Raw genomic sequence first — 23,718 nt, 5'->3', positions numbered from 1 at the left:
GGCAGATTGCGGAGCACGGAGGGTATTATATGCTCCCGTATAGATGTATTTGCAAATATGACAGCGCTAAATGGTATCAAATTGAATCTTTAAAGAGCTTTAAACGGAGGTGAAAGATGAAATTATCAAAAGTTGCCGTTATTTTTACCGGAGGCACTATTTCAATGGCCTTCGATGAAAGGATAGGAGCTGTTGTACCCTCTACCTCAAACGAACAAATCTTTTCAGCCATCGATGAGTTGGAAAACCAGATTGAAATAGAAACGATAGATTTTGCCAATATACCGGGACCTCACGTAACCATTTCAATCATGGTGGAACTAAAAAAACTTATAGAAAAAACGCTGAAACGGAATGATATAAGGGGAGTTGTGATTACCCATGGGACAGATACATTAGAAGAAACAGCATATTTTTTAGATTTGACAGTAAATAGCACAAAGCCGGTAGCTGTTACAGGAGCTATGAAAAGCAGCTCGGAAATAGGTTGTGATGGTCCGAGCAATTTGTTGGCAGCCATATATACGGTGATTTCCCCCGAGGCCGTAGGTCAGGGTGTTATGATAATAATGAATAATACTATTCATGCAGCTAGGGAAGCTACTAAAATAGATACTTTTAGATTGAACTCTTTTGTTTCAGTGAATTGCGGACCTTTAGGTATAGTGGATGGGAATAAAGTTGTTTTTCAAAGAAAGTTGGATAAAAGAAATATTATTTCTGCTTCAAAGCTAGAAAGCAACGTAGTTTTGATCAAATGTTCAATAGGCATGGATTCCGATCTGCTGAGATATTATGTAGATAGAGGAACCAAAGGTATAATAATAGAAGCCTTTGGTAGAGGAAATATTCCTCCAATGATGGTTGAAGGTGTGCAATATGCATTAAACCGAAAGATTCCAGTAGTAATTGCTTCCAGATGTTTGACCGGTAGGGTATTAGATATATATGGATATCAAGGTGGGGGCAAACAATTGAGAGAATTAGGAGCTATATCCGCCGGACAGTTAAGTGGACAAAAGGCCTTAATAAAACTTATGCTGGTTTTAGGTTTGACTGATGATTTAAATGAGATACGGGAATATTTTCATTAAGCAACAAAAAAACACCACAAAAAAGTTAAAAAATCCGTAAAAAATATTACAAAACTATTACAATAACAAAATTATATATAACCGAAAAAATATATTAAATCAGCTGTACGCATCAATATTCAATGGATACAGCTGATTTTTTAATTATTACGAGTGTTGACAAATGCTTAACATTTTGTTAACATTTTATTAAAATATTGTGGTAGAAGAGAAGAGGGGTAAGTAAATGAAAAACAAGATCATCTACGGGTTAATTATTATTATGGTGTTTTCAGCTATTTTTATAGGTTTTACTTACAGGAGTGTACAGGCTTATCAGGTGGTTGTGGATGGTAAGAATGTTGCTTTGTACCAAGAAGAGGATGAGGCTAAAGAATATGCGAACAAGCTGCAAAGTGATTTAAACAGCAGGTATGATGTAGATATCAAACTTGAGAGCAGAATTGACATAGAAGAAGTAGAAGTAAGGGTTAACTCTAAAGATTTGAATACATGTGAGGATGTAGATGATATAACTGACAACCTCAAGTGTAAAATTGAAGGTTATCAGATAGTATTGGACGGTAAGGATACAGGTCTAAAAGTAGAAGATAAAGATGTAATGGACAAAGTAATAGAAGAATTTAAAGGGAAATTGGAAATTAAAGCTGATAAATATCAGGTAGACAACCAAATAGATTACCGAAAAAATTTCTACCATGAAACAGAGTTTTCTTCGTGGGATCAAATAAAAGACTATTTTTTAACCCCCTTTCAGTCAGAAAAAACACATATAGTCAAAGAAGGGGATACCCTTTGGGATATAAGCAATGAATATGATATAGATGTGGAAGAAATCGAAAAATTAAATTCTGGTTTAACAGAAGATTTAAAGTTGGGACAAGAAATAAAATTAAAAGGGTCTGCTTATAGGTTGAATATTTTATATACCAGCGATCAAACGAAAGAAAAGAGCATACCTTATGAGACTGAAACAAAAGAAACCGATAAAATGTACAAAGGTGAGCAGAAAGTTGAGCAGGAAGGCGAAAACGGTACCAAGGAAATAACATATAAGGTATATTATAAAAACGGAGAGAAGTATAAAGAGGAAGAAATCTCTGAAAAAATATTGAAAGAGCCGGTAAATAAAATAATTTTAAAGGGTAATAAGGAAAAACCTGTAATAAGGAGACGTGCTGTTAGCAATCGTTCAGGTAGATCAAGAAGTTATGGCAATATATCCAGTCCTGCCTGCGGATATATTTCTTCTTCTTATGGTTCTAGGGGGGGAAGCCATACAGGAGTTGACATCGCTGGACCGTATGGTTCAAGTGTTTGTGCTGCAATGGGCGGAAGAGTAATTTTTACTGGTTGGTCAGGTGGATATGGGAAATTGATAAAGATACAGCATTCAAATGGCCTTGTTACATATTATGCTCATTTGAGTTCATTTAACGTCGGGAGCGGGCAACAGGTGAGCGCTGGGCAGAGGATAGGCTCTACAGGGAGTACAGGAAGATCCACAGGACCCCACCTGCATTTTGAAGTTAGGAGAGGCGGAAGGCCGATAAATCCAATGGGTTATGTAAGATAAAAAGTTATATATTATTAAGTGCACCCCAAATGTTAAATACTAAAACTGAGATTTGGAGGTGCATTTTTTTTATGCATATTTATTCTCCTCATAGAATGTATTTAAGTATAAGTTTGATTTTGTATTCATAGATATTAAGAAAAAGGCTAAGTTCTGTTTCGTTATGTGGTATATTATAGATGTATGATTAATTGTTAAATAACAACTGAGTTTATATATAGTAGGCGGCAAAACGCAAATATACTTTTATTTTATTTAATTATAGTATAATATACCTAGTTAGTGAAGTATTAGGTGAGGATGAGGTGATTATTATTATAGAAAATGATGAGAAGATCACAAGAAATAGGATTTACCAGGATTTATTAAATTTAGGAATTGAAAAGGAAGATAAGCTTTTTGTGCATAGCTCCCTTAAATCGATTGGTGATGTTGACGGAGGTGCAGATGTTTTAATAGATGCTCTAATAGACATTGTTGGAGAGCAAGGCCTTATTGTTATGCCCACATTTACATTTAGCTACGTAGGCAGGGTGGAGCAAGGGAAAAGTGTTCCATTCAATAATTTGAAATCCCCTGCTGATACAGGCAAAATTTCGGATACTTTTTGGCGCAGAGAAGGGGTGTATAGGAGCAAACATCCCACTCATTCAGTGGCTGCATGGGGAAAGGATGCAAAAAACTTTGTACAAGATCATGGATCAGATACCTATGAATTTGAAAAAGGTACTCCTCTCCATAAGCTTGCAATGCAGGGTGGAAAGGTATTATTGATAGGACTGGATCAAACAAGCAATTCGATGATATATATCGCTGAAACATTAGCAGGGTTGCCATATCTAGAAGTACCTTTGCATGATGAGTGGGGTAGGGAATATCTGCTAGAGGACAACAACGGTAAGATATATAGTGTACCTATTGTTGAAAAAATGTCAGGTTGTAGCAGACAATTTATCAAATTGAATTCAGAATTTGAAAAACAAAAACTCATAGTACATGGCAGGGTGGGCAATGCCGATAGCATGTTGATGAATGCAGTAGAGGTAATAGATGTAGCAGTTAAAATGCTCAGGCAAGACCCGGAATTTTTGTTATGTGATAGCGGATCAGGTTGTGAAAGCTGTAATAGAAGGAGAGAATTTATAAAAAATACAAAATAAAAAGTTGATCAAATTAAAAAGCTATTGGTTATATAACCGATAGCTTTTAGTGGTATTTTAGCAATTATTGTTTATCTATATTTGTATCAAATTCCATCCTATTATACAATCCTCTATTTTACCACTTTCTTGTCTATCTCCAGAGATTTCCATAGTTGGATTGACTATATTTTAATTCCTTACTTTATATGGGTCCAATAATGTAAAACCGAGTTGTGTATTTTTTATATTTCGGATAATATATAATAGTAGCTTATTGGTATTGTAATGCTGGATTTTATAGGGTTATAATAGGAGAAGGTTTTAAAGATGAATTTCAGAATAGCTGTTAAGGGATTGATATTCAAACAAAATAGATTTTTGGTGCTCATAAGATCGGATCAGGAGATGAGGAATACTGAGATAAAAGATGCTACCCCAGAAGATCTGCCTGGTGGAATGCTAAAAGAAAATGAAACTGTGCAACAGGGACTGAACAGAGAGATAAAAGAAGAGACAGGCATTTGTGTGGATGTTGTAAAAGCTATCAAAGTGTTGGATTATTTTTATTCCGATATCCACCTGATATCAATAATCTTTTTGTGTAAATATAGAAGCGGGAAAATTATGATTAGCGATGAGCATAAAGGTTATAAATGGATCAAGGTAGGTTCAGAACAATACAATGAATTACCTGAATGGTTGAAGGATGTTTTAGAACAAATTTATTGAAGTTGTGAAGGGTTTTTAAAATTTTATGCGTTATAATAATATAGAAAGTCAGTTATGTTTTAATCAGGGCGAATATTGAAAGCGAATGAGGAGGGACGTTATTATGAAGATAGCGGCTATTATTCCGGCATATAATGAAGGGAACAGAATAAAAAATGTGATCCAAGCATTGAAGGCCTCTAAGTTGATAGATGAAATAATCGTGGTAAGTGACGGTTCTATAGATAATACTGTAGATGTTTCAAAGCGGGAAGGAGCTATAGTGGTAGAATTAGCGGACAACAGGGGAAAAGGAGGGGCTATGCTGGTTGGGGTGGAAAAATGCAGTTCTGATGTGCTCTTGTTTTTAGATGCGGATTTGATAGGTCTAAAAGCGCACCATATAGATAGCCTGCTCACTCCAATATTGAATGAACGGGCTCAGATGACTATAGGGATCTTCAGCAAGGGAAGAAGAGCAACTGATTTTGCTCAAAAAATTGCACCTTTTCTATCAGGTCAGAGGGCTATGAAAAAAGAGCTGATACAAGAACTTTCTAATTTAGAGATTTCAAGGTTTGGGGTGGAAGTTGCGCTCACTAGGTATGCGAATAAAAATAATTTGGTGATAAAAGAAGTTGTCATGGAAGATGTTACCCATGTTATGAAAGAGGAAAAACTAGGATTTAAAAAAGGTTTTGCTGCAAGGCTGAAGATGTATTGGGAGATAGCAAAAAGCGCTATATAGGTACATATTGATGCTAGTATTTTCGGTTCAAAAGTTGATGATTGCTTATTTTTAAGCATGGGTTTGAGAAGGAGATGATATATGGTGTTAAAAAAGAGCAATAATAAATGGTTGTTTGGAGTGGTGGGCGGAATTGCAGAATATTTTAAAATAAATCCTGACTTATTGAGGATAGCACTTATATTAGCCGTAGTGTTGTTGGATTTAGGGGTATTGATAGCTGTTTACATAATATTGGCTATAATCATGCCTGACCATAAACAGGATGATGTAATTGAAGTAGTGGTAGAAGATGACCAAAACGGAGCTGCAGATACAGGCAATGGAGTTGGGACTAAAAATAATAATCAATATATATTTGGAATTATTCTTGTTATTATAGGTATAATAGCTTTGTTAAAAGAACAACTTAGGCTAGGGTGGAGACTGATGGGCAAATATAATTTTGCTCCGTTTAGAGAATATATATTGCCTGTTGCGCTAATAATTATAGGTGGTATCATTTTATATAGGAGTTTAAGCAACAGACGGTAGGCAGGAGGGATATATATGGATTATATGCAAAAATATAATTACTGGTTAAAAGATGATTATTTTGATGAAGCAGTGAAAAAAGAACTAGAAGAGATTGAAGATGACCCGGAGGAGATAAAGGAAAGATTTTATAAAGACCTTGAATTTGGGACCGGGGGTATGCGGGGAATAATAGGTGCTGGCACCAACAGAATCAATGATTATATAGTGAGGAAAGCAACCCAGGGATTTGCAAATTACATAAAAAAAACCGGCAGGCAAAATTGTAAAAGAGGAGTGGTTATCGCCTATGATTCAAGGTATAAATCTAGGGAATTTGCTATTCAAGCCGCTCTTGTGCTCAATGGGAATGATATAAAGTCTTATATATTTGAGGATATCAGCCCTGTGCCTGAACTATCTTTTGCGGTCAGGGAGCTGAATGCTGTTGCCGGTATAGTTATAACCGCAAGCCATAACCCTCCACAATATAACGGATATAAAGTATACTGGGAGGATGGCGGTCAGCTTGTGCCTACTATGGCAAACCAGGTTATAGATGAGATTGCTAAAATTGATAATTTCGAAAAAGTAAATATGATCCAAGAAGAGCAAGCTAAAGAGAAAGGGCTTTTTAATTATATAGGCAGTGAAATAGATGACAGATATATAGAAAGGATAAAAAAGATTAGGCTCAACCACAACAAAACAGGTCATCGAACAAAGATTGTATATACCCCTCTGCATGGCACCGGCAGAAAGCTGGTAATGAGGGCATTGAAAGAAATAGGGTTTGATAATGTGTATATTGTTCCTGAACAGCAACAGCCTGATCATAACTTTTCCACAGTGAAATATCCCAATCCGGAGGAGCCCGATGCTTTTAGATTGGCTATCCCTATCGCCAAGCAGAAACAAGCGGATATTATTTTAGCCACTGATCCTGATTGTGATAGGATGGGCATGGCGGTGCTGGATAAATCCGGGGATTATAAGCTATTGAACGGCAATCAGACTGGAGCTCTATTGATAGATTATATACTTTCATCTATGAAATTAAAAGGCTGCCTTCCGAATAATGGTGTAGTTATCAAGACTATAGTTACCAGCGAACTGGGTAGGGAGATAGCTAGTTCTTACGGTGTAGAGACTATTGATACTCTAACCGGCTTTAAATTTATAGGTGAAAAGATAAATCAGTTTGAACAGACTGGAGAAAAGAAATTTATATTCGGCTATGAGGAGAGCTATGGTTATCTTGCAGGTACACATGCCCGTGATAAAGACGGGGTGGTAGCATCAATGCTGGCGGCGGAGATGACTGCATATTATAAAAGTTTAGGTATGACTGTATACCAGGCGCTGAAAAGCATATATCAAAAATATGGTTACTATATGGAAGAACTTGAGTCGGTAGAGCTTAAAGGCATAGAAGGACAAGAGAAACTGGACAAGATAATGGACGGATTGAGAAAAGATGCGCCAAAAGAATTAAATGGAGTAAAGGTTAAAGAGATCAGGGATTATCTTGTAGGCATAAAGTATGATTTAATTGAAGAAAAGCGATATGACATAACACTCCCTGTTTCAAACGTTCTTTATTTTGCATTGCAGGATTATTCTTGGGTGTGCATAAGGCCTTCCGGCACGGAGCCCAAGGTGAAGATTTATTTTTCGGTAAAGGGTGAGGATGCAAATCAAGCCCGGGATAAGATTTTAGGATTGAAAAAATCAATTATGAAATATATAAAATAGGCTCTAAAAAAAGAGCCTGTTTTTATTCTACAAGCTCTATTTCAAAATTGATTGAGAGGGAATTTTCCATCTGGCCCTGGTGAGAATAAGGCTGAAGATAACTCTGGTGGGAGAAAATTATATGGCGGTCATCCATATAACCGAAGTAGTCTTTATTCAGTCCCTGTCCCCAAGTAGGATCAACTGGCAACCAACCATATTCGTTGAAATATACTTCTGCCCAAGCATGTCCCCCGCCTAGCTTACCGTCCGGTTCAAGTGTTTGTCCGTATACCTCTCTAGCCGGTATACCTGCCGCACGGGCTAGGGCTACAAATAAGGTAGAGTATTCTGTGCAATCACCTTGTTTAGTATTTAAGGCGTAAAGGGCGCCCTTTTCCTGATACATTGTTTTATACTCCATGTTGTCCACGATATATTGATATATTTTTTTACATATGGACAGTGGATTTTTAAGTTCGCCTTTTATGCTATCAGCTAGTTCTATTATTTTAGGATGGTTGCATTCTATTAGGTTTCCGGGCTGTGTATAGACTCTGTATATTTCTGAACTTTTATCATAATCTGTGACGATATCTTTGTCCAGACAGAACTTTATTTCTCTCAATTGAATATCCAGTTTTTCTACTATCTGCTTTTTGAAGTTTTCATCTATTTTTTCATACTTCAATTTTTCTATTTTAGTACACGGGTCAAAAATCATTTTGTCATAACAAAACAGTTCTGTATCTCCTTCAAACAGTTCATATTCATGATATTTTTGCTTTCTTGTTATTTTGCTGTATGATGAATCGCTGCTTTCTAATGAAGGATTGAAAATCTCTACATTTTTTAATGGCAGGCCTGAAACGTTATCTATATATAATGTATGTATTGCATTTATTTTTTTTGTATTTAAAATTTCTGGTTGAATATATTTATCTTTCATCTGATTATATTCTGAGGTTATCTTTTTTTGTGAAGGAGTATGTATAAAATTTATGTCTATTGATATATCATCCTTACTCAACACATCATTATATCCGTAATACAAGGATATATGTTTGTTATCTATATTTCCGAAAAATTCATCCCTATATAATTTGCTTATATATACATCTGCAGGAACCCATCCATAATTTTCGAAGTAAATTTCATTCCAGTTATGATATACAAATTTGCCATTAGTGGGTATCAGACCTGTTATAATACGAGCAGGTATTCCGGCTGCTCTGTTTAAAGCACAAAAAAGCAATGATATATCAAGCTGATTTCCTTGCTTGATATTTAGGGTTTCAACAGCCCCATCTTCTGCAGAACTGTTTGGATGGATATCTATGTTTTCAATCATATAATCAAATATAAGTTTGGATTTTATTATAGGGTTTTGCTGGTCCTTTATAATTTCTTGAACTGTTTCTATAATTTTATCGTGGTTTTTTTGTATAAGAGGTTCTTCTCTAGTGTAAAAAATATATAAGTCACTGTTTTTATTATAATTTTTCACATTATCAGCATTTAGATCAAAAGTCAGGTCATAGGTGATAAACTCCAATTGGTCTGCAATGGTGATGTTATCAGTATTATTCTGCAAATCAAAGGAATATATTTTGAGAAGGGTGCATGGATCCATTTTTATGCTATTCCCTCCGAGCATAGATACATCGCCTTTGAATTTTTTAAACTCTTTGTTTGTGCCCAACAAATTGGTATGCTGTTTTGAGTCAGCATTGTATTCTACAAAAGGTAGATATACCGTTGATTTATCTCGTTTTTGGCTATCATTAAAATATATAGTTCTTTGTAGCATGCCGGTTGTTTTTCGCTTGTTGGATAACTGAGGTTGAGCGAGGTGTTGCTCAGATTTTATAGTATTATAAGGAGTGTCATAATTTAACTCAAAAGACACGTCCAAATCATGAGATTCATATGAATACCCTCCATAACATGCTGCTACATGGAAAGCATCCATGTAGCCAAAATAGTCCCTATTATTCTTTATTGAACATGCTACGTCTACAGGTACCCAACCATACTCGTTAAAGTATATTTCATTCCATCTTTGTGTTGTAAAGCCACCATCTTCATGAGGTGCAAAGCCGGTGATAATCCTGCAAGGTATTCCGGCATACCTTGTCATGGCTGCGAACAGATGGGAGATTGATGTGGAATTGCCATGTTTGGCGTTCAGCGTGTATACTGCATCTCTATCCTTATCAGATTCCCTAAATTCTATATTTTGCTTTATAAAGTGATAAATGCTTTTCGCCTTTTCTAAAGAATTATCAGCATTTCCTATCACCTGTTTTGCGATAATCTGTATCCTTGAATTAGAAGTTTGAATATTTTTTTCTTTTCTTGTATAGTATCTATATACAAGACTGGATTGATCGTAAGAGGTTATTTTATTCTCATCTAGATCGAACAGTATTTCATGTGTAGTAATATTCCAAGGATATGTTATTATTTCAACGCCACCCGGCTGAATAGAACAGTATTCAATACAGTCTATATTATTTGTGATATCCAATTCTGTTTGTATTTCTTGATTTTTTAGATAAGAGCACTTTATTTCAGCATCAGTTTTGCTATACCAGGTTTGGACGGAACGTGGATCAACTAAATATATCTCTGAAAATTCAATTGTCTCATCGGAATTGTTTTTTATATATACTCTTATTTGTCCTTTGACGTTTCTAGTGTTCAAAACCTCTGGTTTGATAAAATCCTTATGGTATATCATCTGACGATATTGTTCAAGTTGGCTATTGGTAATGGATACAGATGTGTATGGATTATAGGAGCAGCAAGATAAAAGTATGATGATGCAGATTAGTGGTATATATATAAGTTTAAGCCGCGAAAGCATTATATTCAACTCCTGATGTTTAATGGTATTTTTAAGTTGCTACATGAGGTTCATACATCTTCTAACATTAATATAACATAAATTTTATTAAATAGATATTATGGTATAAACATAAAAACAATAAAAATGAAAAAGATGGAACCTTTTTGAGATTAAAGGTGTCTAATATCTACAGAACTGTTTTAGGGTTAATATTACAGTTCAGCGTTTTTGGATGGTAACAGGATTCGACATAGTTTTATTTTTTAGTTAACAGGATGCAGTTGTATCCTGTTATTTTTTTCATTTTTAAGTATAATAATAGGTGGAGGTGTTTTATATGGAATACAAAAAATTTGGTAATAAGATAGTAGTTAGATTGGATCGAGGAGAAGAAATAGTAGAATCTATAAAAAAACTGTGTACGGAAAACGATATAAAGCTTGGAAGAGTAAGCGGTATAGGTGCTGCAGATAAAATCACAGTAGGTCTTTTCCATACAGAAACTAAAAAATATATGTCTAAACAGCTCAACGGTGATCACGAGATAACCAATTTATCAGGGAATATTTCTAGGATGAACGATGAGGTATATCTACACTTACATATAACAATATGTGATGAAGATTATAATGCATTTGGGGGACATCTCAATTCAGCATATATAAGTGGAACAGGTGAGTTGATAGTGGATGTACTGGAAGGAGAAGTGGGTAGAGAGTTTGATGAAAATATCGGCTTGAATCTTTTTAAGTTTTAAGGCGGGTGATAGATGTATGTTTAATGTCATTGAAGTTAGCACCAACAGCATTTCAGAGTTTATCGATATAACGGGTAAAGTGGATCAGATTGTAAGGGAAAGTGGCATTAAGAGTGGAGCCTGTTATTGCTTTGTACCTCATACTACTGCTGGCATCACCATAAATGAAAATGCCGATCCTGATGTTGTATCTGATTTTTTGATGGAGATAAATAAAGTGATACCTATGGAGGATGGATACAGACATATTGAAGGCAATTCTGCTGCACATATAAAGTCCAGTCTTATGGGATTTTGTCAAACGATTTTAATTAAGGATGGAAGATTAGCATTGGGTACTTGGCAGGCTGTGTACTTATGTGAATTTGACGGACCTAGGACAAGAAAAGTGATTGTTAAGATAATTGAAGGTTAAGCGATATCATAATTTGAAGATGGAGTGTTGGATAGAAGATGAAAAAAATTTCAGAGATAATAGGTTTATCTGTTATATGTATACAAGAAGGGGAAGAACGGGGGACTATCAGGGAGCTGCTTGTTGACTCGAATGAGGGTAATGTAAAATACCTGGTACTTCAGGATGATGAATGGTATTTTGGTGCTAAAATATTGCCTTTTACAGATATCCAGGGCATAGGCAAAGATGCAGTAACAACCTTGAGCAAAGATTCAATACAAAAGCTAGAGAATTCTGATGAGGCGGTGGAATTAGTAAAAAAACAAGTATCTGTTGTTGGCTCAAAAGTATATACTGAAAAGGGCCGATTTATAGGTAAAGTGAATGAATATTTTATAGATAATGCTGATGGTAGGATAACAGGGTGTACAGCAGAAAAGCATAGTACAGATGGAATGCTGACTATTTCATCGGAGGATATAGTTACATACGGCAAAAAGGTAGTAATAGTTAAGGATGAGATAGAATCTCAAAAAGAAATAGAAACGCAGAAGATAGAGCCTATAACAGCTGATGATAAAGAACCGGAAAATATAGCACAGGATGCTTCAAAACTTTTTGAAATGAGGCAGATAGAATATTTTACAGGCAAAAAGTTGAATAGAGATATATTGGATGACGATGGAAACATTATAGCAAAGGCCGGGACTTCTATTACCGGTGATATAATCGATAAGACTAAAAAGGCTGGTAGATTCATTGAGCTTACTATGAGCATAGAAGAATAAAAGCCGCCGGGATTCAAGCCCGTTGCGGCTTTTTGCTTGTTTCAATTTCGCCTGCTTTAATCAGTGCCATCTTTGTCAATACAGGGCCGATCAATTCATATATCATCACTGCAGAAAGCACTATTGTAGATAGCTCTGAGGCTATATCAGGGAACATGTTCTCTGCAATGACTGTGAGACCTATAGCGACTCCTGCCTGTGGGAAAAGGCATATGCCTAGATATTTATATACAGCCGGAGAAGCGCCTGAAACCCGTCCTCCTATTGCAGTCCCTATTATTTTCCCGGCAGATCTGGATAATATATATACAATCCCTATAAGGCCTACGTTTGTTATAAGGCCAAGATTGAGATCTGTTCCTGCAAGAGTAAAAAATGCTACATATATAATAGGTGTGATCTTGTCCACATCAGAATAGACTTTTTTATTGCTTTTCAACACGTTTGCTACCGTAGCTCCTACCATCATGCATGTGAGAAGAGGAGATATATTGAGCATGTCTGCAATTCCACTGGCTGATAAGATCAAAGCGAAAACCGTCACCAGCATTTCATCAGGGCCCTTTATTATTTTTTTAGACATCCAGCTTATCAAAAGTCCGATTAAAAAACCGATCACTAAGGAACCAAGTATCTCTATTATCGGTTCTACCATAACCATAAGAAAGTTTATATCGCCTGTATTTCCTATCAACATTTTTGAGATTGCAGTAGATAGACCGAATATCATTATACATACAGCATCATCTAGAGCAACTACAGGAAGCAAAGTATCGGTCATAGGGCCCTTTGCTTTGTATTCCCGTACCACCATAATAGTGGCTGCAGGTGCAGTAGCAGCTGCTATAGCCCCCAGCGTTAAACCTAAATGTACCGGGACTTTTAGCACCACAAGCAGCAGAAAATCAACCAAGATCACTGCACCTAAACTTTGAAGCAATGTGATGATAAACACTTTTTTACCTAGAGTCTCAAGATGCTTAATGTTAAATTCACTTCCTATACTGAAAGCGATTAAGGCTAAAGCGATTTCGTTTATTATGGTTAGATGTTGACTAAATTCAGCAGATACAATGTTTAGCACTGAAGGACCTATTATTACACCTATTATAATATAGCCGGTAACTGAAGGCAGTTTAAATTTAGAGGCTACTCTTCCTCCTACAAAACCTGCCATAAGAAGTATAGCAATTATAATTATTAATTTCATTCTATATTAACCCCTCAACCATATTAATTTTCGACTATCTGTTATTATATTATATAAACAAATAAAATCAAATGAGCATATAGAATTGTTTTTATGGAAAATCAATATCAAATTCCTGCTTATATGAATATATTGTTACCAAGAGAAAAATCTTAAAATAAATTTTAGTATTTGACCCTAAACTAATTTTGAAAAAATCAGGCGTTTTCAGAATGCAGTAAATTAGGGTAATTTGGTTCGAGAAAGGCGGGTAATTTACTTGGAAATATATGTAGTGCAACCAGGGGATTCCTTATGGTCCATTTCAAACAGATATGGTGTGGCTATCGATGTGATAGTGGAAGCCAACCTACTGCAGGATATACCATATTTGATTCCTGGGCAGGCGCTTGTAATACCGACCCAAGGGCAAATATATACCGTTCAACCAGGAGATACCCTGTGGTCAATAAGCAGGAAATTCAATGTAACTGTAAGCAGCATAGTTGCGTTGAATAATATATCCAATCCAGACCTTATTTATCCCGGGATGAAAATATTGATTCCGGGAGCAGGGGATGCCTTTGGAGAGATAGAAGTCAATGGCTATATAGAGCCTATAAGTGTTGAATTGGATAAGAGAATAGTAGATGATGTGGGACAATATCTCACATATATAAGCCCTTTTAGCTATAGGGTAAACCGGGATGGCAGCCTTATAGCCTTGAAGGATGAGACGATATTGGAACAATCGGCTAGACATAATATTGCCCCTTTGCTGGTTGTGACTAATTTTAGGAATGGAAATTTTGATGCGGACTTGGTACATGATCTTCTAACGGATAATAATGCGATAAATAATTTTATAGTCAATGTAATAAATGTAATAAAAAATAAAAATTATTATGGTTTGAACATAGATTTTGAGAGGATCCCTCCAGAGGACCGTCAGCTTTATAATGATTTTTTGAGAAAAGTTACTCAAAGGCTGCATAGGGAAGGTTACATCGTTTCCACAGCATTGGCACCTAAACCATATGATATAAAAGTAGGTGCATGGCATGGGGCACATGATTATCAAGCCCATGGCAATATTGTGGATTTTGTGATAATAATGACTTATGAATGGGGTTGGTCGGGTGGACCACCAATGGCTGTAGCTCCTATAGATGAGGTAAGAAAGGTGATAAATTATGCAGTATCTGTTATTCCGCCTCAAAAGATTATGATGGGCATGCCTTTATATGGATATGATTGGCCGTTGCCCTACACTCCGGGTGGGGGATGGGCTAGGAGGGTAAGTCCTCAAGAAGCTCTACAGATTGCAGCTAAATATGGGGTTTATATAAATTATGATACCACTGCTCAATCACCTTATTTTTATTATACCGATACTTCCGGTATACAACATGTTGTGTGGTTTGAAGATGCAAGAAGCGTTATGGCTAAGTTTAGGCTAGTGAATCAATACGGCCTGAGAGGGGTAAGTTATTGGGTACTAGGACAGTCGTTCCCACAAAATTGGGAAGTATTAGATGCCATGTTTAAAATCAAAAAACTTAGATAAAATCTCCTTGACAAGGAGATTTTTTTTCGAAACTTTTTGATCTTAACTATGTTATTATAGTTATAGAACATATTACAAGAAGGTGGTGCATATGAAAAAAATAGGAAGTATATTGATAATTATCAGTATTCTCATTTTTATCTTCTATGGGGTATATCAATTTATAATAGCGGCTGATGGGATGCCATTGGCGATAAAGTTAGGTTTATCCACACTTATATTAGGTTTTTTTATTGTGATAGCAGCGTTGATCACCGAGAGAATTAAAGATGGGAGAAAGGATGATGACGATGATATTAGTAAATACTGATTGGATTGCCGGTAAAAAAATCACACAAACTTGCGGTATGGTTAAGGGAAGTGTTATAAGAGCAAAGCATATAGGGAAGGATATAGTTGCCGGACTTAGAACTATTGTAGGTGGGGAGATAAAAGAATACACTGAAATGTTAGAGGATTCAAGGAGAATAGCTATTCAGAGGATGGTTAAAGAGGCAGAAGAGCTGGGAGCCGATGCGATAATAAATATAAGATTTTCCACCTCAAATGTCATGTCAGGGGCTGCAGAGTTGTTAGCATACGGGACAGCTGTTAAAATAGAACAAGAGTAAAAATGCCGGGGAATCCGGCTTTTTTGTTTGACTAGCATTTTCATTGATGGTAAAATTATAAAAATAATACATTTGCTAATGCAGCGCAGGAGGTATATGGCAATGGAAGAGATATTGGAGATATTGGAAGAGAACAATAGGATTTCCCCTGAGGAGATCGCAAAAATGGTAAATATGGATGTAGAAGAAGTGAAAAGTTTTATCAAAAGTATGGAAGAACAAAATGTAATAGTTAAATATAATACCATCATAAACTGGGAAAAAACTGAAAAGGATTTAGTTACCGCATTGATAGAGGTAAGAGTTACCCCGCAGAGGGGGGAAGGGTTTGATGCTATAGCAGAGAGGATATACAGGTTTCCACAAGTGAAATCTTTATACTTGATGTCTGGTGCATATGACCTAGCAGTTGTTGTAGAAGGAAAGACCATGAAGGAAGTGGCCTATTTTGTTGCCGAGCAACTGTCTGTACTGGACTCAGTAGTAAGTACTGCAACCCATTTTATACTGAAAAAGTATAAAGATGATGGTGTGATATTTGAGGATAAGGAAAAAGATCGTAGGTTGGTGATTGCTCCATGAATTATAGCGGACTGATATCTAAAAAGGTGAATAGTATTCCCCCTTCAGGGATAAGAAAATTCTTTGATTTGGCAAATGAGATGGAGGATGCCATATCGTTGGGCGTTGGTGAACCTGATTTTATTACACCCTGGCATATAAGGGAAGCATGTATTTATTCTCTGGAAAGAGGATATACCCACTATACTTCCAATAGAGGAATGCCTGAATTATTGAATGAAATTTTAAAGTATCTTAAGGATAGATTTGGGGTAGAATATGGCAGTGAAAAGGAAATAATAGTGACGGTAGGAGCAAGTGAAGCTATAGATTTAGCTATGCGTGCCATACTGAATGATGGTGATGAGGTACTGATCCCTGAACCGTCCTATGTTTCATATATGCCATCTGTAGTGATGGCAGGAGGAAAGGTTGTGCCTATAATCACCAAGGTAGAGGATGAGTTCAAGGTTACACCTGAACAATTGAAGTCTTGTATTACCGAAAAGACAAAAGCTATCATTCTTCCCTATCCCAATAATCCTACCGGTGCAATAATGAATAGAAAGGATTTAGAGGCCATTGCCCAGGTGTTGGAAGGTACCGATATAATAGTGGTGTCAGATGAAATATATGCAGAACTTACTTATAATGGAGAACACGCATGTTTTTCATCTATTCCTGGTATGAAAGAAAGAACAATATTAATAAATGGGTTTTCAAAAGCCTTTGCTATGACCGGATGGAGGTTGGGTTATGCTGCAGGGCCTGAGCAAATAATATCTGCTATGGTAAAAATCCATCAATATACAGCATTGTGTGCACCAATAATGGCACAGATTGCTGCTAAAGAGGCTCTCAGACAAGGGGCTAGTGATGGACAAAAAGATGTAGAAGAAATGCGTAAAAAATATAATAGAAGAAGGAGACTTATGGTTAAATCTTTCAATGAAATGGGACTGACCTGCTTTGAACCCCGAGGAGCATTTTACGTTTTTCCATGTATAGCTAGCACAGGCTTGAGCAGTGAGGAATTCTGTGAACAGTTGTTGAGGGAAGAAAAAGTAGCTGTTGTACCAGGTACTGCCTTTGGTCAAAGTGGCGAAGGTTTTATCAGATGTTCTTACGCATATTCTATTGAAAATATAAGGGAAGCGTTAAAGAGGATAGGAAAATTTGTTACCCGAAAAAAATAAATTCTAGGGAGCATTAAAAGTGGAATACAATGATGATAATACTGTATATGAGGGCCAAGTAGTATCAGAGAATAAGGCGTCCCGTTTTCCAAAGCCTAAGGTTACATATTTTTTTATATGGACAAATATTATTATATGGATTTTGATGACACTTTCAGGGGGCTCTACTAACACTGAAGTGTTGATAAAATTTGGAGCAAAAGTTAATCAACTCATATCTACAGGTGAGTATTGGCGCCTTATCACTCCCATTTTTTTGCATGTAGGGATAATGCATCTAGTTTTCAATTGTTATGCATTATATAATATTGGGCCGATAGTTGAGCTGCTTTTTGGAAGTGGAAAATTTGTTTTTATATACATGATAGCAGGTATAGGAGGCAGCCTTTTAAGTTTTGCTTTCACCGAAAATATGTCAGCAGGTGCATCTGGAGCCATATTTGGATTGATGGGTGCCCTTATTTATTTTGGCATTAATAAAAAAGAGGTTTTCAGAAGGATATTTGGGATAAATTTATACTTAATAATAGGCATAAACCTTTTTATCGGTTTTACTACTAGCGGAATTGATAATTTTGGGCATATTGGCGGGTTGTTAGCTGGATTTTTTGCAGCAGCAGCTGTTGGTTTAAAAGATGAAAAAGGTATAAACTTAAAGAAGGTAGTTTTTATTTTAGTTACATTTATTATTTTATGGGGAACCTTTATGTTCGGGTTAAACCAAAATTCCTATCATATTGCTCTTGAGCAAGCAGTTGAAAATTATGAGGCAGGAGATTTAGAGCAAGCAGAAAAATATGCTAAAAGCATTTTGAAGGATGACCCACAAAACTTAAGGGCTAAATATGTACTGGGAGTTACTTATTATGCCCAAGGCAATCCTAAAACCGCAAAAACAGAATTATTGGAAATAATTCAAATAGATCAGCAATATGCACCTGCATATTATACATTAGGGTGGATTTATATCGATGAAGGCGATGTACAAAAGGCTAAACAATCCTTTGAAAATGCATTAAAATACAATCCTGAATTGAGCGAGGCTCGACAAATACTGGAAAGATTAGAGTAGGATGGAAGTTTTATTTAGGTAAAATATTCTATAATGCTGTTTGGGAATCTTTCTTTTATCAATATGCTTATATATTGTTTTATGTCATCTGATTTGTCAGCAGGATAGACATATTTATATTTTCCGTATTTACCCCATTTTTTTGACCTGGATTGGTCATCCATCTCCAGCTTTGTTTTTGGGAACCTTTCTAGTATTATTCTTTTTGCGCTTTGCGTATATCTATGTTGAATCAGTTCAAAAGTTAAATTATCTTTAGAATAAAAATCTATATTATGTTTCAATTGATTAAACATATTCGTATATTCTTGTTCCCATCCGTCGTATATCATGATAGGAGCTATTATAAAGCCCAAGGGGTATTCAGCTTGGGCTATCTTCTTGGCTGCTTGTATCCTCTGTTCAATACTGGGTGTACTATGTTCAAAGTTTTTTATAACATAATTTGAATTTATACTGAACCTAAATCTGGTATGGCCCTGATGATTTATTTTTGTGAGGGAGTCTATATTGTCAAACTTAGTTACTATCCTCAATCTGCCCTGCTGCTGATTTGCAAAGAATTCTATTGTTTTTGCAATTGAACCGGTAAAATGTTCTACTGCAATAGGATCTGATGAACTTGCTGCTTCAAAAGTGGTTTTTTGGGGAAAATTTTTTTGAATGTATTTTTGTATTGTCCCCAATATTTGATCTAGATTTACATAAATTCGGATATAAGGTCTTTTACCCATTGTAGTCTGCAAGTAGCAATACTCACAATGGGCAGGACAACCGGTGGTCAGGGAAAAGCTGTAGTCTGCTGAAGGTCTGCATGGTTCTAGTTTCATGGTTTTTTTAACTCCTACCACAAGTGTACGCTTAGAATGCAAATACTTTTCTACTTCTGAATCCCCCTTGATACCTGTTACCCTGTTATGGGAAGTTGTCTTATAAATAGGTATGTCTTTTTTAAAAAAATACTCATATAGTTTTGCTCCAAGGGGATAATCTAAGGCCTCAGGTTCAAAATATACCGTTTCGGGAATGAATAAATACAATATATTTCCTCCTTTAAAGTGGTTTATATTTATGCAATATTTATATTATTTGTTTGTGAGATGTAAATATTCTAATAGATGTTTACTGACTTAATGCAAGGGTATTAAAAATATGGAAATGGCAAAAATGATAGGAGAAGTAAATTTGTAGTAAATATATTGAAATGATATTTAAAAATTCATCAAAAGCCAAATAATAGTAGGAGGGTAAATATGAATAATAAGGTACGGAATAAAGTCGTAATAATAGGTACCGGATTGGTGGGTGCCACAAGTGCTTTTGCAATAATGGAAGACGGGGTGGCTTCCGAGATTGTACTCATCGATATAGATAAAGATAGAGCAGAAGGAGAGGTGATGGATTTAAACCATGGTATATCCTTTGTAGCACCCTGTGATATTAAGGTAGGTGATTATTCTGACTGCCAACATGCAGATATAATAATCATAGCAGCGGGAGCAAACCAAAAGCCGGGAGAAACTAGGATAGATCTTGCAAGAAAAAATGTCCACATATTCAAAGAAATAGTACCCCAAATAATGAAGTACAATAAGCAGGCAGTACTTTTAGTGGTGACAAACCCAGTAGATATACTGACATATGTGACTTTCAAAATATCCGGATTGCCTTCCAACAGAGTTATAGGTTCTGGTACAGTGCTGGACAGCTCAAGATTTAGATATCTATTGGGAGAAAATTGTGGTGTGGATGTAAGGAACGTTCATGCATATATAATAGGAGAGCATGGAGACTCTGAAGTGGCGGCTTGGAGCCTTGCAAATATTGCAGGTATAGGAATAGAAAATTATTGTCCTATATGCAAAAATGTATGCGATCGCAATCAGAAATACCGTTTGTTTGAAGAGGTCCGGGATTCAGCCTATAAGATAATAGAAAAAAAAGGTGCTACATATTATGCAGTTGCCCTGGCGGTCAGGAGAATAGTCCAGAGTATATTGAGAAACGAAAATTCAATATTGACAGTTTCCTCCCTTATGAAAGGATATTACGGTGTAGAAGATGTATGTTTGAGCTTACCTACTATCGTTAATAGGAAAGGGGTTAAACAAGTTTTAGAGCTCTCCCTTGCAGAAAGGGAAATAAAGCTTTTTCAAGAATCAGCCCAAAAGATGAGACAGGTATTAGACGATTTAGACATAATAAAATAAAAAACATAACAGCGATGTAATTCATAAATAACCCACATACTTAATAAACAAAATGAAATATATATTGAAAAAACTACACTCATATGATACAATTAGTGCAATAAAAAAATAATGTATCTTGGGGGGATTATATGGCAGGACCGGGCTCGTATTTGATCGGGCAAGAGGAGATGGAACAAGTATTAGATGTAATGAAAAGTGGTTATTTGTTTAGATATGGATCGGAAGATGATCCTAATTTTAAGCATAAGGTATTCACTTTTGAAAAGGAATTTGCAAATTATTTGGAAGCTAGTCATTGTGTTGCTGTAAGTAGCGGTACTAATGCGTTGCTAACTTGTTTATCTGCCTTAGGGATAGGACCGGGAGATGAAGTGATTGTGCCAGGATATACATTCATTGCATCAATGTCAACTATTGTCTATGCTAGAGCAATTCCGGTTTTGGCTGAGATAGACGAATCGCTAACTATAGATCCTGAAGATATTGAAAAAAAGATTACAGAAAAAACCAAAGCGATTATGCCTGTCCATATGCTGGGTAATCCATGCGATATGGATAAAATAATGAAAATAGCTAATAAGTATAATCTTTTTGTTATTGAAGATTGTTGTCAGGCTGCAGGCGCAAGCTATAAAGGCAGGAAGGTAGGTAGTATTGGAGATATAGGTGCATTTTCTCTAAATGTTTTCAAAACTATAACATCAGGTGATGGAGGAGCTGTAATTACAAATGACGTAGATTTGTATGAAAAGGCATTTGGTTTTCATGATCAAGGACACAAGCCAAACAGGATGGGATCAGAAGTGGGCAATAGAAGTATAATAGGGTTGGATTTTAGGATGAATGAGTTAACAGGAGCTGTAGCGCTAGCCCAAGTGAGGAAATTGGACAGAATTATATATGAGTTAAGGGATAAGAAAAAGAAATTAAAAGATTTCATTTCTGAGGTTGTAGAAAAAGAACGAGGGGTCAAATTTAGGCAAATAAATGATAAGAACGGTGAATGTGCAACTTTGTTAACCCTCATATTTAAAGACAAAGAAAAAGCTGATTTATTTGCAAGTCAAATAGGTACCCAAACAATATCTCATTCAGGGTGGCATGTATATAATAATATGGAACAAATACTGAACAAGAAAGTGCCTACAGAATTTAATTGTCCTTTTACCTGTGAAGTTTATGGAAAAGATATAGAATATAAACCTCATATGCTTCCTAAAACTGATGATATTTTAGAACGTTCAGTCAATATAAGTGTAGGAGTGGTGGATAAAGGACTGGGAGCACCTTTTGGTATTAATATTTTATCTTCTGATGAAGAAATTAAAAAAGTCGCAAACAAAGTAAAAAAAGCAATAAAAAACGTACTGAAGTAAAGAATTAGATATGTTAGACTAATATTGGGGAAAAACAATAAAAAATAGTTATTATTATGGTGAAAATAAAGCTGGTCTTAAAGCTAAAACTTACTTTTAAATAATCAGGAGATAGTAGCTTGTTTCATGATAAAATATGGGGTGAAATTCTTGAATTTATTATTAAAAACTAAAATCGTTAATCTAATACGGATATATGGTCCTATTTCTAGAACGAGTATTGCTGAAAAGTTAGATATAAGTATGACAGCTGTTACCAATTATGTCTCTCAGTTATTACATGAAAATTTAATTGAGGAAGTAGGAACACAGGAATCTACAGGTGGAAGAAAAGCTATCTTATTAAAGATCAAAAAAAATTATGGTTATATTATAGCAATTGATTTTGGACAAAAATATTTTAGGATTTCCCTAGGGGATATGGAAGGCAACATTATTCATAAAGAGAAAATAGAATCTAAAAGCTTAGGGAAAAGCAAGGAAGGCATGGCTAAAATAATTTCAATGGTTGAGAATGTTTTGAATAGTTATTTGCCAAATGGAAAAGCCCTTATAGGAATAGGTGTGGGGGTTTCAGGTATAGTAGATTATAATAATGGCGTATGTCTAACTATAGCTAACTTGCCTGGCTGGGACAATGTGTGTTTTAAGGATATACTTGAAAAGGAATTTAGTGTACCGGTATTTGTAGATGATAGCTCTAGATTACATGCTTTAGCGGAAAGCAAGGAAACGGTGGGGAGAAAAAGAAATCTAATATTTGTAGGCATAGGAATAGGTATTGGTTTGGGAATTATTATTGATTGGAAGCTCTTTAGAGGTGTCAATGGACTAGCTGGAGAATTAGGGCATATAATCGTAGAAGAAAATGGATACCAATGTGGGTGTGGCAATAAAGGTTGTCTTGAACAATATGTAGCAGTTCCATCAATAATAAGGAGAGTAAAAGGTTCCCTTGAAAACGGAATAAGTTCTGTTATGTCACAGTACATAAAAGATGATTTCGATGCAATAACTCCGGAAATAGTTTCAAGAGCCGTAAGTGAAGGGGATAAACTAGCCTTTAGCATAATAATAGAAGCAGGAAGGTATCTTGGGGTTGGATTATCAGAGCTCATAACACTTTTTAATCCTAGTTTAATTATTATTGGTGGTGGTGGGGCCAATATATCAGATGAAATTATCAACGAGGCTAAAAGAACAATTCACATCAGAACAATTAACCAGTCAGCTAGAAGTGCTAAAATCATTAAGTCTACTTATGGAGAAGACGGAGCTCTAAAAGGTGCCATGATGTTGACATTAGATAATTTTTTTGATCTTAATAAATTAATAGATGAAAGTATTTTTATGTTATGAGTGTTTATTGCTTATAAATATATTTTATGATACAGGGCTATTATTTTCCCTTTCTATAAATAACTTTATAGCAAATCTAATTAAAATAAATAAAATAAATACTCTAAAAAAGGTGTAAATACAAGATGTTAATAAAATAGAGGCGAGTTGTAAAATTAAATGAAACACAATTAAATAAATAATGCTCATGAGAGCTTCTCTGTTATAATGTTAATCACTATAATAAACAGAAACGGAGAAGAATCATGAGCACAGTCTATTGTATC

Annotated in this window: 22 protein-coding genes; 19 read left to right on the top strand and 3 right to left on the bottom strand. The window is 35.5% G+C overall.

The annotated features are described in order from the left end of the window. The first annotated feature begins 116 nt into the window (after positions 1-116). From PHP06_02475 to PHP06_02445, 7 genes are all read left to right on the top strand, one after another. Complete coding sequence (locus tag PHP06_02475; protein MDD3839421.1) at positions 117-1,094, top strand: asparaginase; 978 nt, start codon at positions 117-119, stop codon at positions 1,092-1,094. Between the two features lie 226 nt (positions 1,095-1,320). Further along, positions 1,321-2,670 (top strand): peptidoglycan DD-metalloendopeptidase family protein, encoded by a 1,350-nt coding sequence (locus PHP06_02470; GenBank protein ID MDD3839420.1) that lies wholly within the window; start codon positions 1,321-1,323, stop codon positions 2,668-2,670. A gap of 305 nt (positions 2,671-2,975) precedes the next feature. Continuing rightward, the gene (locus tag PHP06_02465; GenBank protein MDD3839419.1) at positions 2,976-3,830 is read left to right on the top strand and encodes an AAC(3) family N-acetyltransferase; all 855 of its coding nucleotides are present in this window, start codon (positions 2,976-2,978) and stop codon (positions 3,828-3,830) included. A 309-nt stretch (positions 3,831-4,139) separates the two neighbouring features. Beyond that, positions 4,140-4,541, top strand: a complete 402-nt coding sequence (locus PHP06_02460) for an NUDIX domain-containing protein (GenBank protein MDD3839418.1) — start codon at positions 4,140-4,142, stop codon at positions 4,539-4,541. Between the two features lie 103 nt (positions 4,542-4,644). Then, a complete protein-coding gene (locus tag PHP06_02455) occupies positions 4,645-5,268 on the top strand; it encodes a glycosyltransferase family 2 protein (protein MDD3839417.1) in 624 nt (207 codons plus the stop codon). A gap of 81 nt (positions 5,269-5,349) precedes the next feature. Next, complete coding sequence (locus PHP06_02450) at positions 5,350-5,802, top strand: PspC domain-containing protein (protein ID MDD3839416.1); 453 nt, start codon at positions 5,350-5,352, stop codon at positions 5,800-5,802. 15 nt (positions 5,803-5,817) lie between these two features. After that, positions 5,818-7,536 carry a phospho-sugar mutase gene (locus PHP06_02445; GenBank protein ID MDD3839415.1) on the top strand — a complete coding sequence of 573 codons (1,719 nt, stop codon included), beginning with the start codon at positions 5,818-5,820 and terminating at the stop codon, positions 7,534-7,536. A gap of 22 nt (positions 7,537-7,558) precedes the next feature. On the opposite strand, the gene PHP06_02440 is transcribed toward PHP06_02445, so the two are convergent. Beyond that, positions 7,559-10,384, bottom strand: a complete 2,826-nt coding sequence (locus PHP06_02440; GenBank protein ID MDD3839414.1) for a transglutaminase-like domain-containing protein — start codon at positions 10,382-10,384, stop codon at positions 7,559-7,561. 319 nt (positions 10,385-10,703) lie between these two features. On the opposite strand from PHP06_02440, the gene PHP06_02435 reads away from it, so the two are divergent. From PHP06_02435 to PHP06_02425, 3 genes are read left to right on the top strand one after another with little or no spacing between them, the layout of a single operon-like run. Beyond that, the gene (locus PHP06_02435) at positions 10,704-11,123 is read left to right on the top strand and encodes a DNA-binding protein (GenBank protein MDD3839413.1); all 420 of its coding nucleotides are present in this window, start codon (positions 10,704-10,706) and stop codon (positions 11,121-11,123) included. 16 nt (positions 11,124-11,139) lie between these two features. Next, positions 11,140-11,538, top strand: coding sequence for a secondary thiamine-phosphate synthase enzyme YjbQ (locus PHP06_02430; protein ID MDD3839412.1), 399 nt, complete (start codon positions 11,140-11,142; stop codon positions 11,536-11,538). Between the two features lie 38 nt (positions 11,539-11,576). Further along, positions 11,577-12,308, top strand: a complete 732-nt coding sequence (locus tag PHP06_02425; protein MDD3839411.1) for a PRC-barrel domain-containing protein — start codon at positions 11,577-11,579, stop codon at positions 12,306-12,308. 13 nt (positions 12,309-12,321) lie between these two features. On the opposite strand, the gene PHP06_02420 is transcribed toward PHP06_02425, so the two are convergent. Continuing rightward, positions 12,322-13,518 carry a cation:proton antiporter gene (locus PHP06_02420; protein MDD3839410.1) on the bottom strand — a complete coding sequence of 399 codons (1,197 nt, stop codon included), beginning with the start codon at positions 13,516-13,518 and terminating at the stop codon, positions 12,322-12,324. A 259-nt stretch (positions 13,519-13,777) separates the two neighbouring features. On the opposite strand from PHP06_02420, the gene PHP06_02415 reads away from it, so the two are divergent. From PHP06_02415 to PHP06_02390, 6 genes are all read left to right on the top strand, one after another. Next, the gene (locus PHP06_02415; GenBank protein ID MDD3839409.1) at positions 13,778-15,064 is read left to right on the top strand and encodes a glycoside hydrolase family 18 protein; all 1,287 of its coding nucleotides are present in this window, start codon (positions 13,778-13,780) and stop codon (positions 15,062-15,064) included. A gap of 91 nt (positions 15,065-15,155) precedes the next feature. Further along, the gene (locus tag PHP06_02410; GenBank protein MDD3839408.1) at positions 15,156-15,374 is read left to right on the top strand and encodes a hypothetical protein; all 219 of its coding nucleotides are present in this window, start codon (positions 15,156-15,158) and stop codon (positions 15,372-15,374) included. Beyond that, on the top strand, positions 15,355-15,675 hold the full coding sequence (locus PHP06_02405; GenBank protein ID MDD3839407.1) for a YbjQ family protein: 321 nt from the start codon (positions 15,355-15,357) through the stop codon (positions 15,673-15,675). The genes PHP06_02410 and PHP06_02405 overlap by 20 nt, the downstream gene beginning before the upstream one ends. Before the next feature lie 102 nt (positions 15,676-15,777). Continuing rightward, on the top strand, positions 15,778-16,257 hold the full coding sequence (locus tag PHP06_02400; GenBank protein ID MDD3839406.1) for an Lrp/AsnC family transcriptional regulator: 480 nt from the start codon (positions 15,778-15,780) through the stop codon (positions 16,255-16,257). Beyond that, positions 16,254-17,432 (top strand): aminotransferase class I/II-fold pyridoxal phosphate-dependent enzyme, encoded by a 1,179-nt coding sequence (locus PHP06_02395; GenBank protein MDD3839405.1) that lies wholly within the window; start codon positions 16,254-16,256, stop codon positions 17,430-17,432. Before PHP06_02400 ends, PHP06_02395 begins: the two co-directional genes overlap by 4 nt. Positions 17,433-17,451: 19 nt before the next feature. Continuing rightward, on the top strand, positions 17,452-18,504 hold the full coding sequence (locus PHP06_02390) for a rhomboid family intramembrane serine protease (GenBank protein MDD3839404.1): 1,053 nt from the start codon (positions 17,452-17,454) through the stop codon (positions 18,502-18,504). A 14-nt stretch (positions 18,505-18,518) separates the two neighbouring features. On the opposite strand, the gene splB is transcribed toward PHP06_02390, so the two are convergent. Further along, entirely contained in the window at positions 18,519-19,544 is a 1,026-nt protein-coding gene (gene splB / locus PHP06_02385) for a spore photoproduct lyase (GenBank protein ID MDD3839403.1), read from the bottom strand. A 213-nt stretch (positions 19,545-19,757) separates the two neighbouring features. Between splB and PHP06_02380 the strand changes: the two genes are divergently transcribed. From PHP06_02380 to PHP06_02370, 3 genes are all read left to right on the top strand, one after another. After that, positions 19,758-20,714 (top strand): L-lactate dehydrogenase, encoded by a 957-nt coding sequence (locus PHP06_02380; GenBank protein MDD3839402.1) that lies wholly within the window; start codon positions 19,758-19,760, stop codon positions 20,712-20,714. A gap of 131 nt (positions 20,715-20,845) precedes the next feature. After that, positions 20,846-22,093, top strand: coding sequence for a DegT/DnrJ/EryC1/StrS family aminotransferase (locus PHP06_02375; protein ID MDD3839401.1), 1,248 nt, complete (start codon positions 20,846-20,848; stop codon positions 22,091-22,093). A 150-nt stretch (positions 22,094-22,243) separates the two neighbouring features. Then, positions 22,244-23,452, top strand: coding sequence for an ROK family transcriptional regulator (locus PHP06_02370; protein MDD3839400.1), 1,209 nt, complete (start codon positions 22,244-22,246; stop codon positions 23,450-23,452). The last annotated feature ends 266 nt before the right edge of the window (positions 23,453-23,718 follow it).

It is taken from the genome of Clostridia bacterium (assembly GCA_028698525.1).
In the GTDB taxonomy this organism is placed as follows: domain Bacteria; phylum Bacillota; class Clostridia; order JAQVDB01; family JAQVDB01; genus JAQVDB01.
The sequence above is the reverse complement of the archived record's forward strand: the minus strand, read 5'-3'. Positions and strand labels throughout refer to the sequence as shown.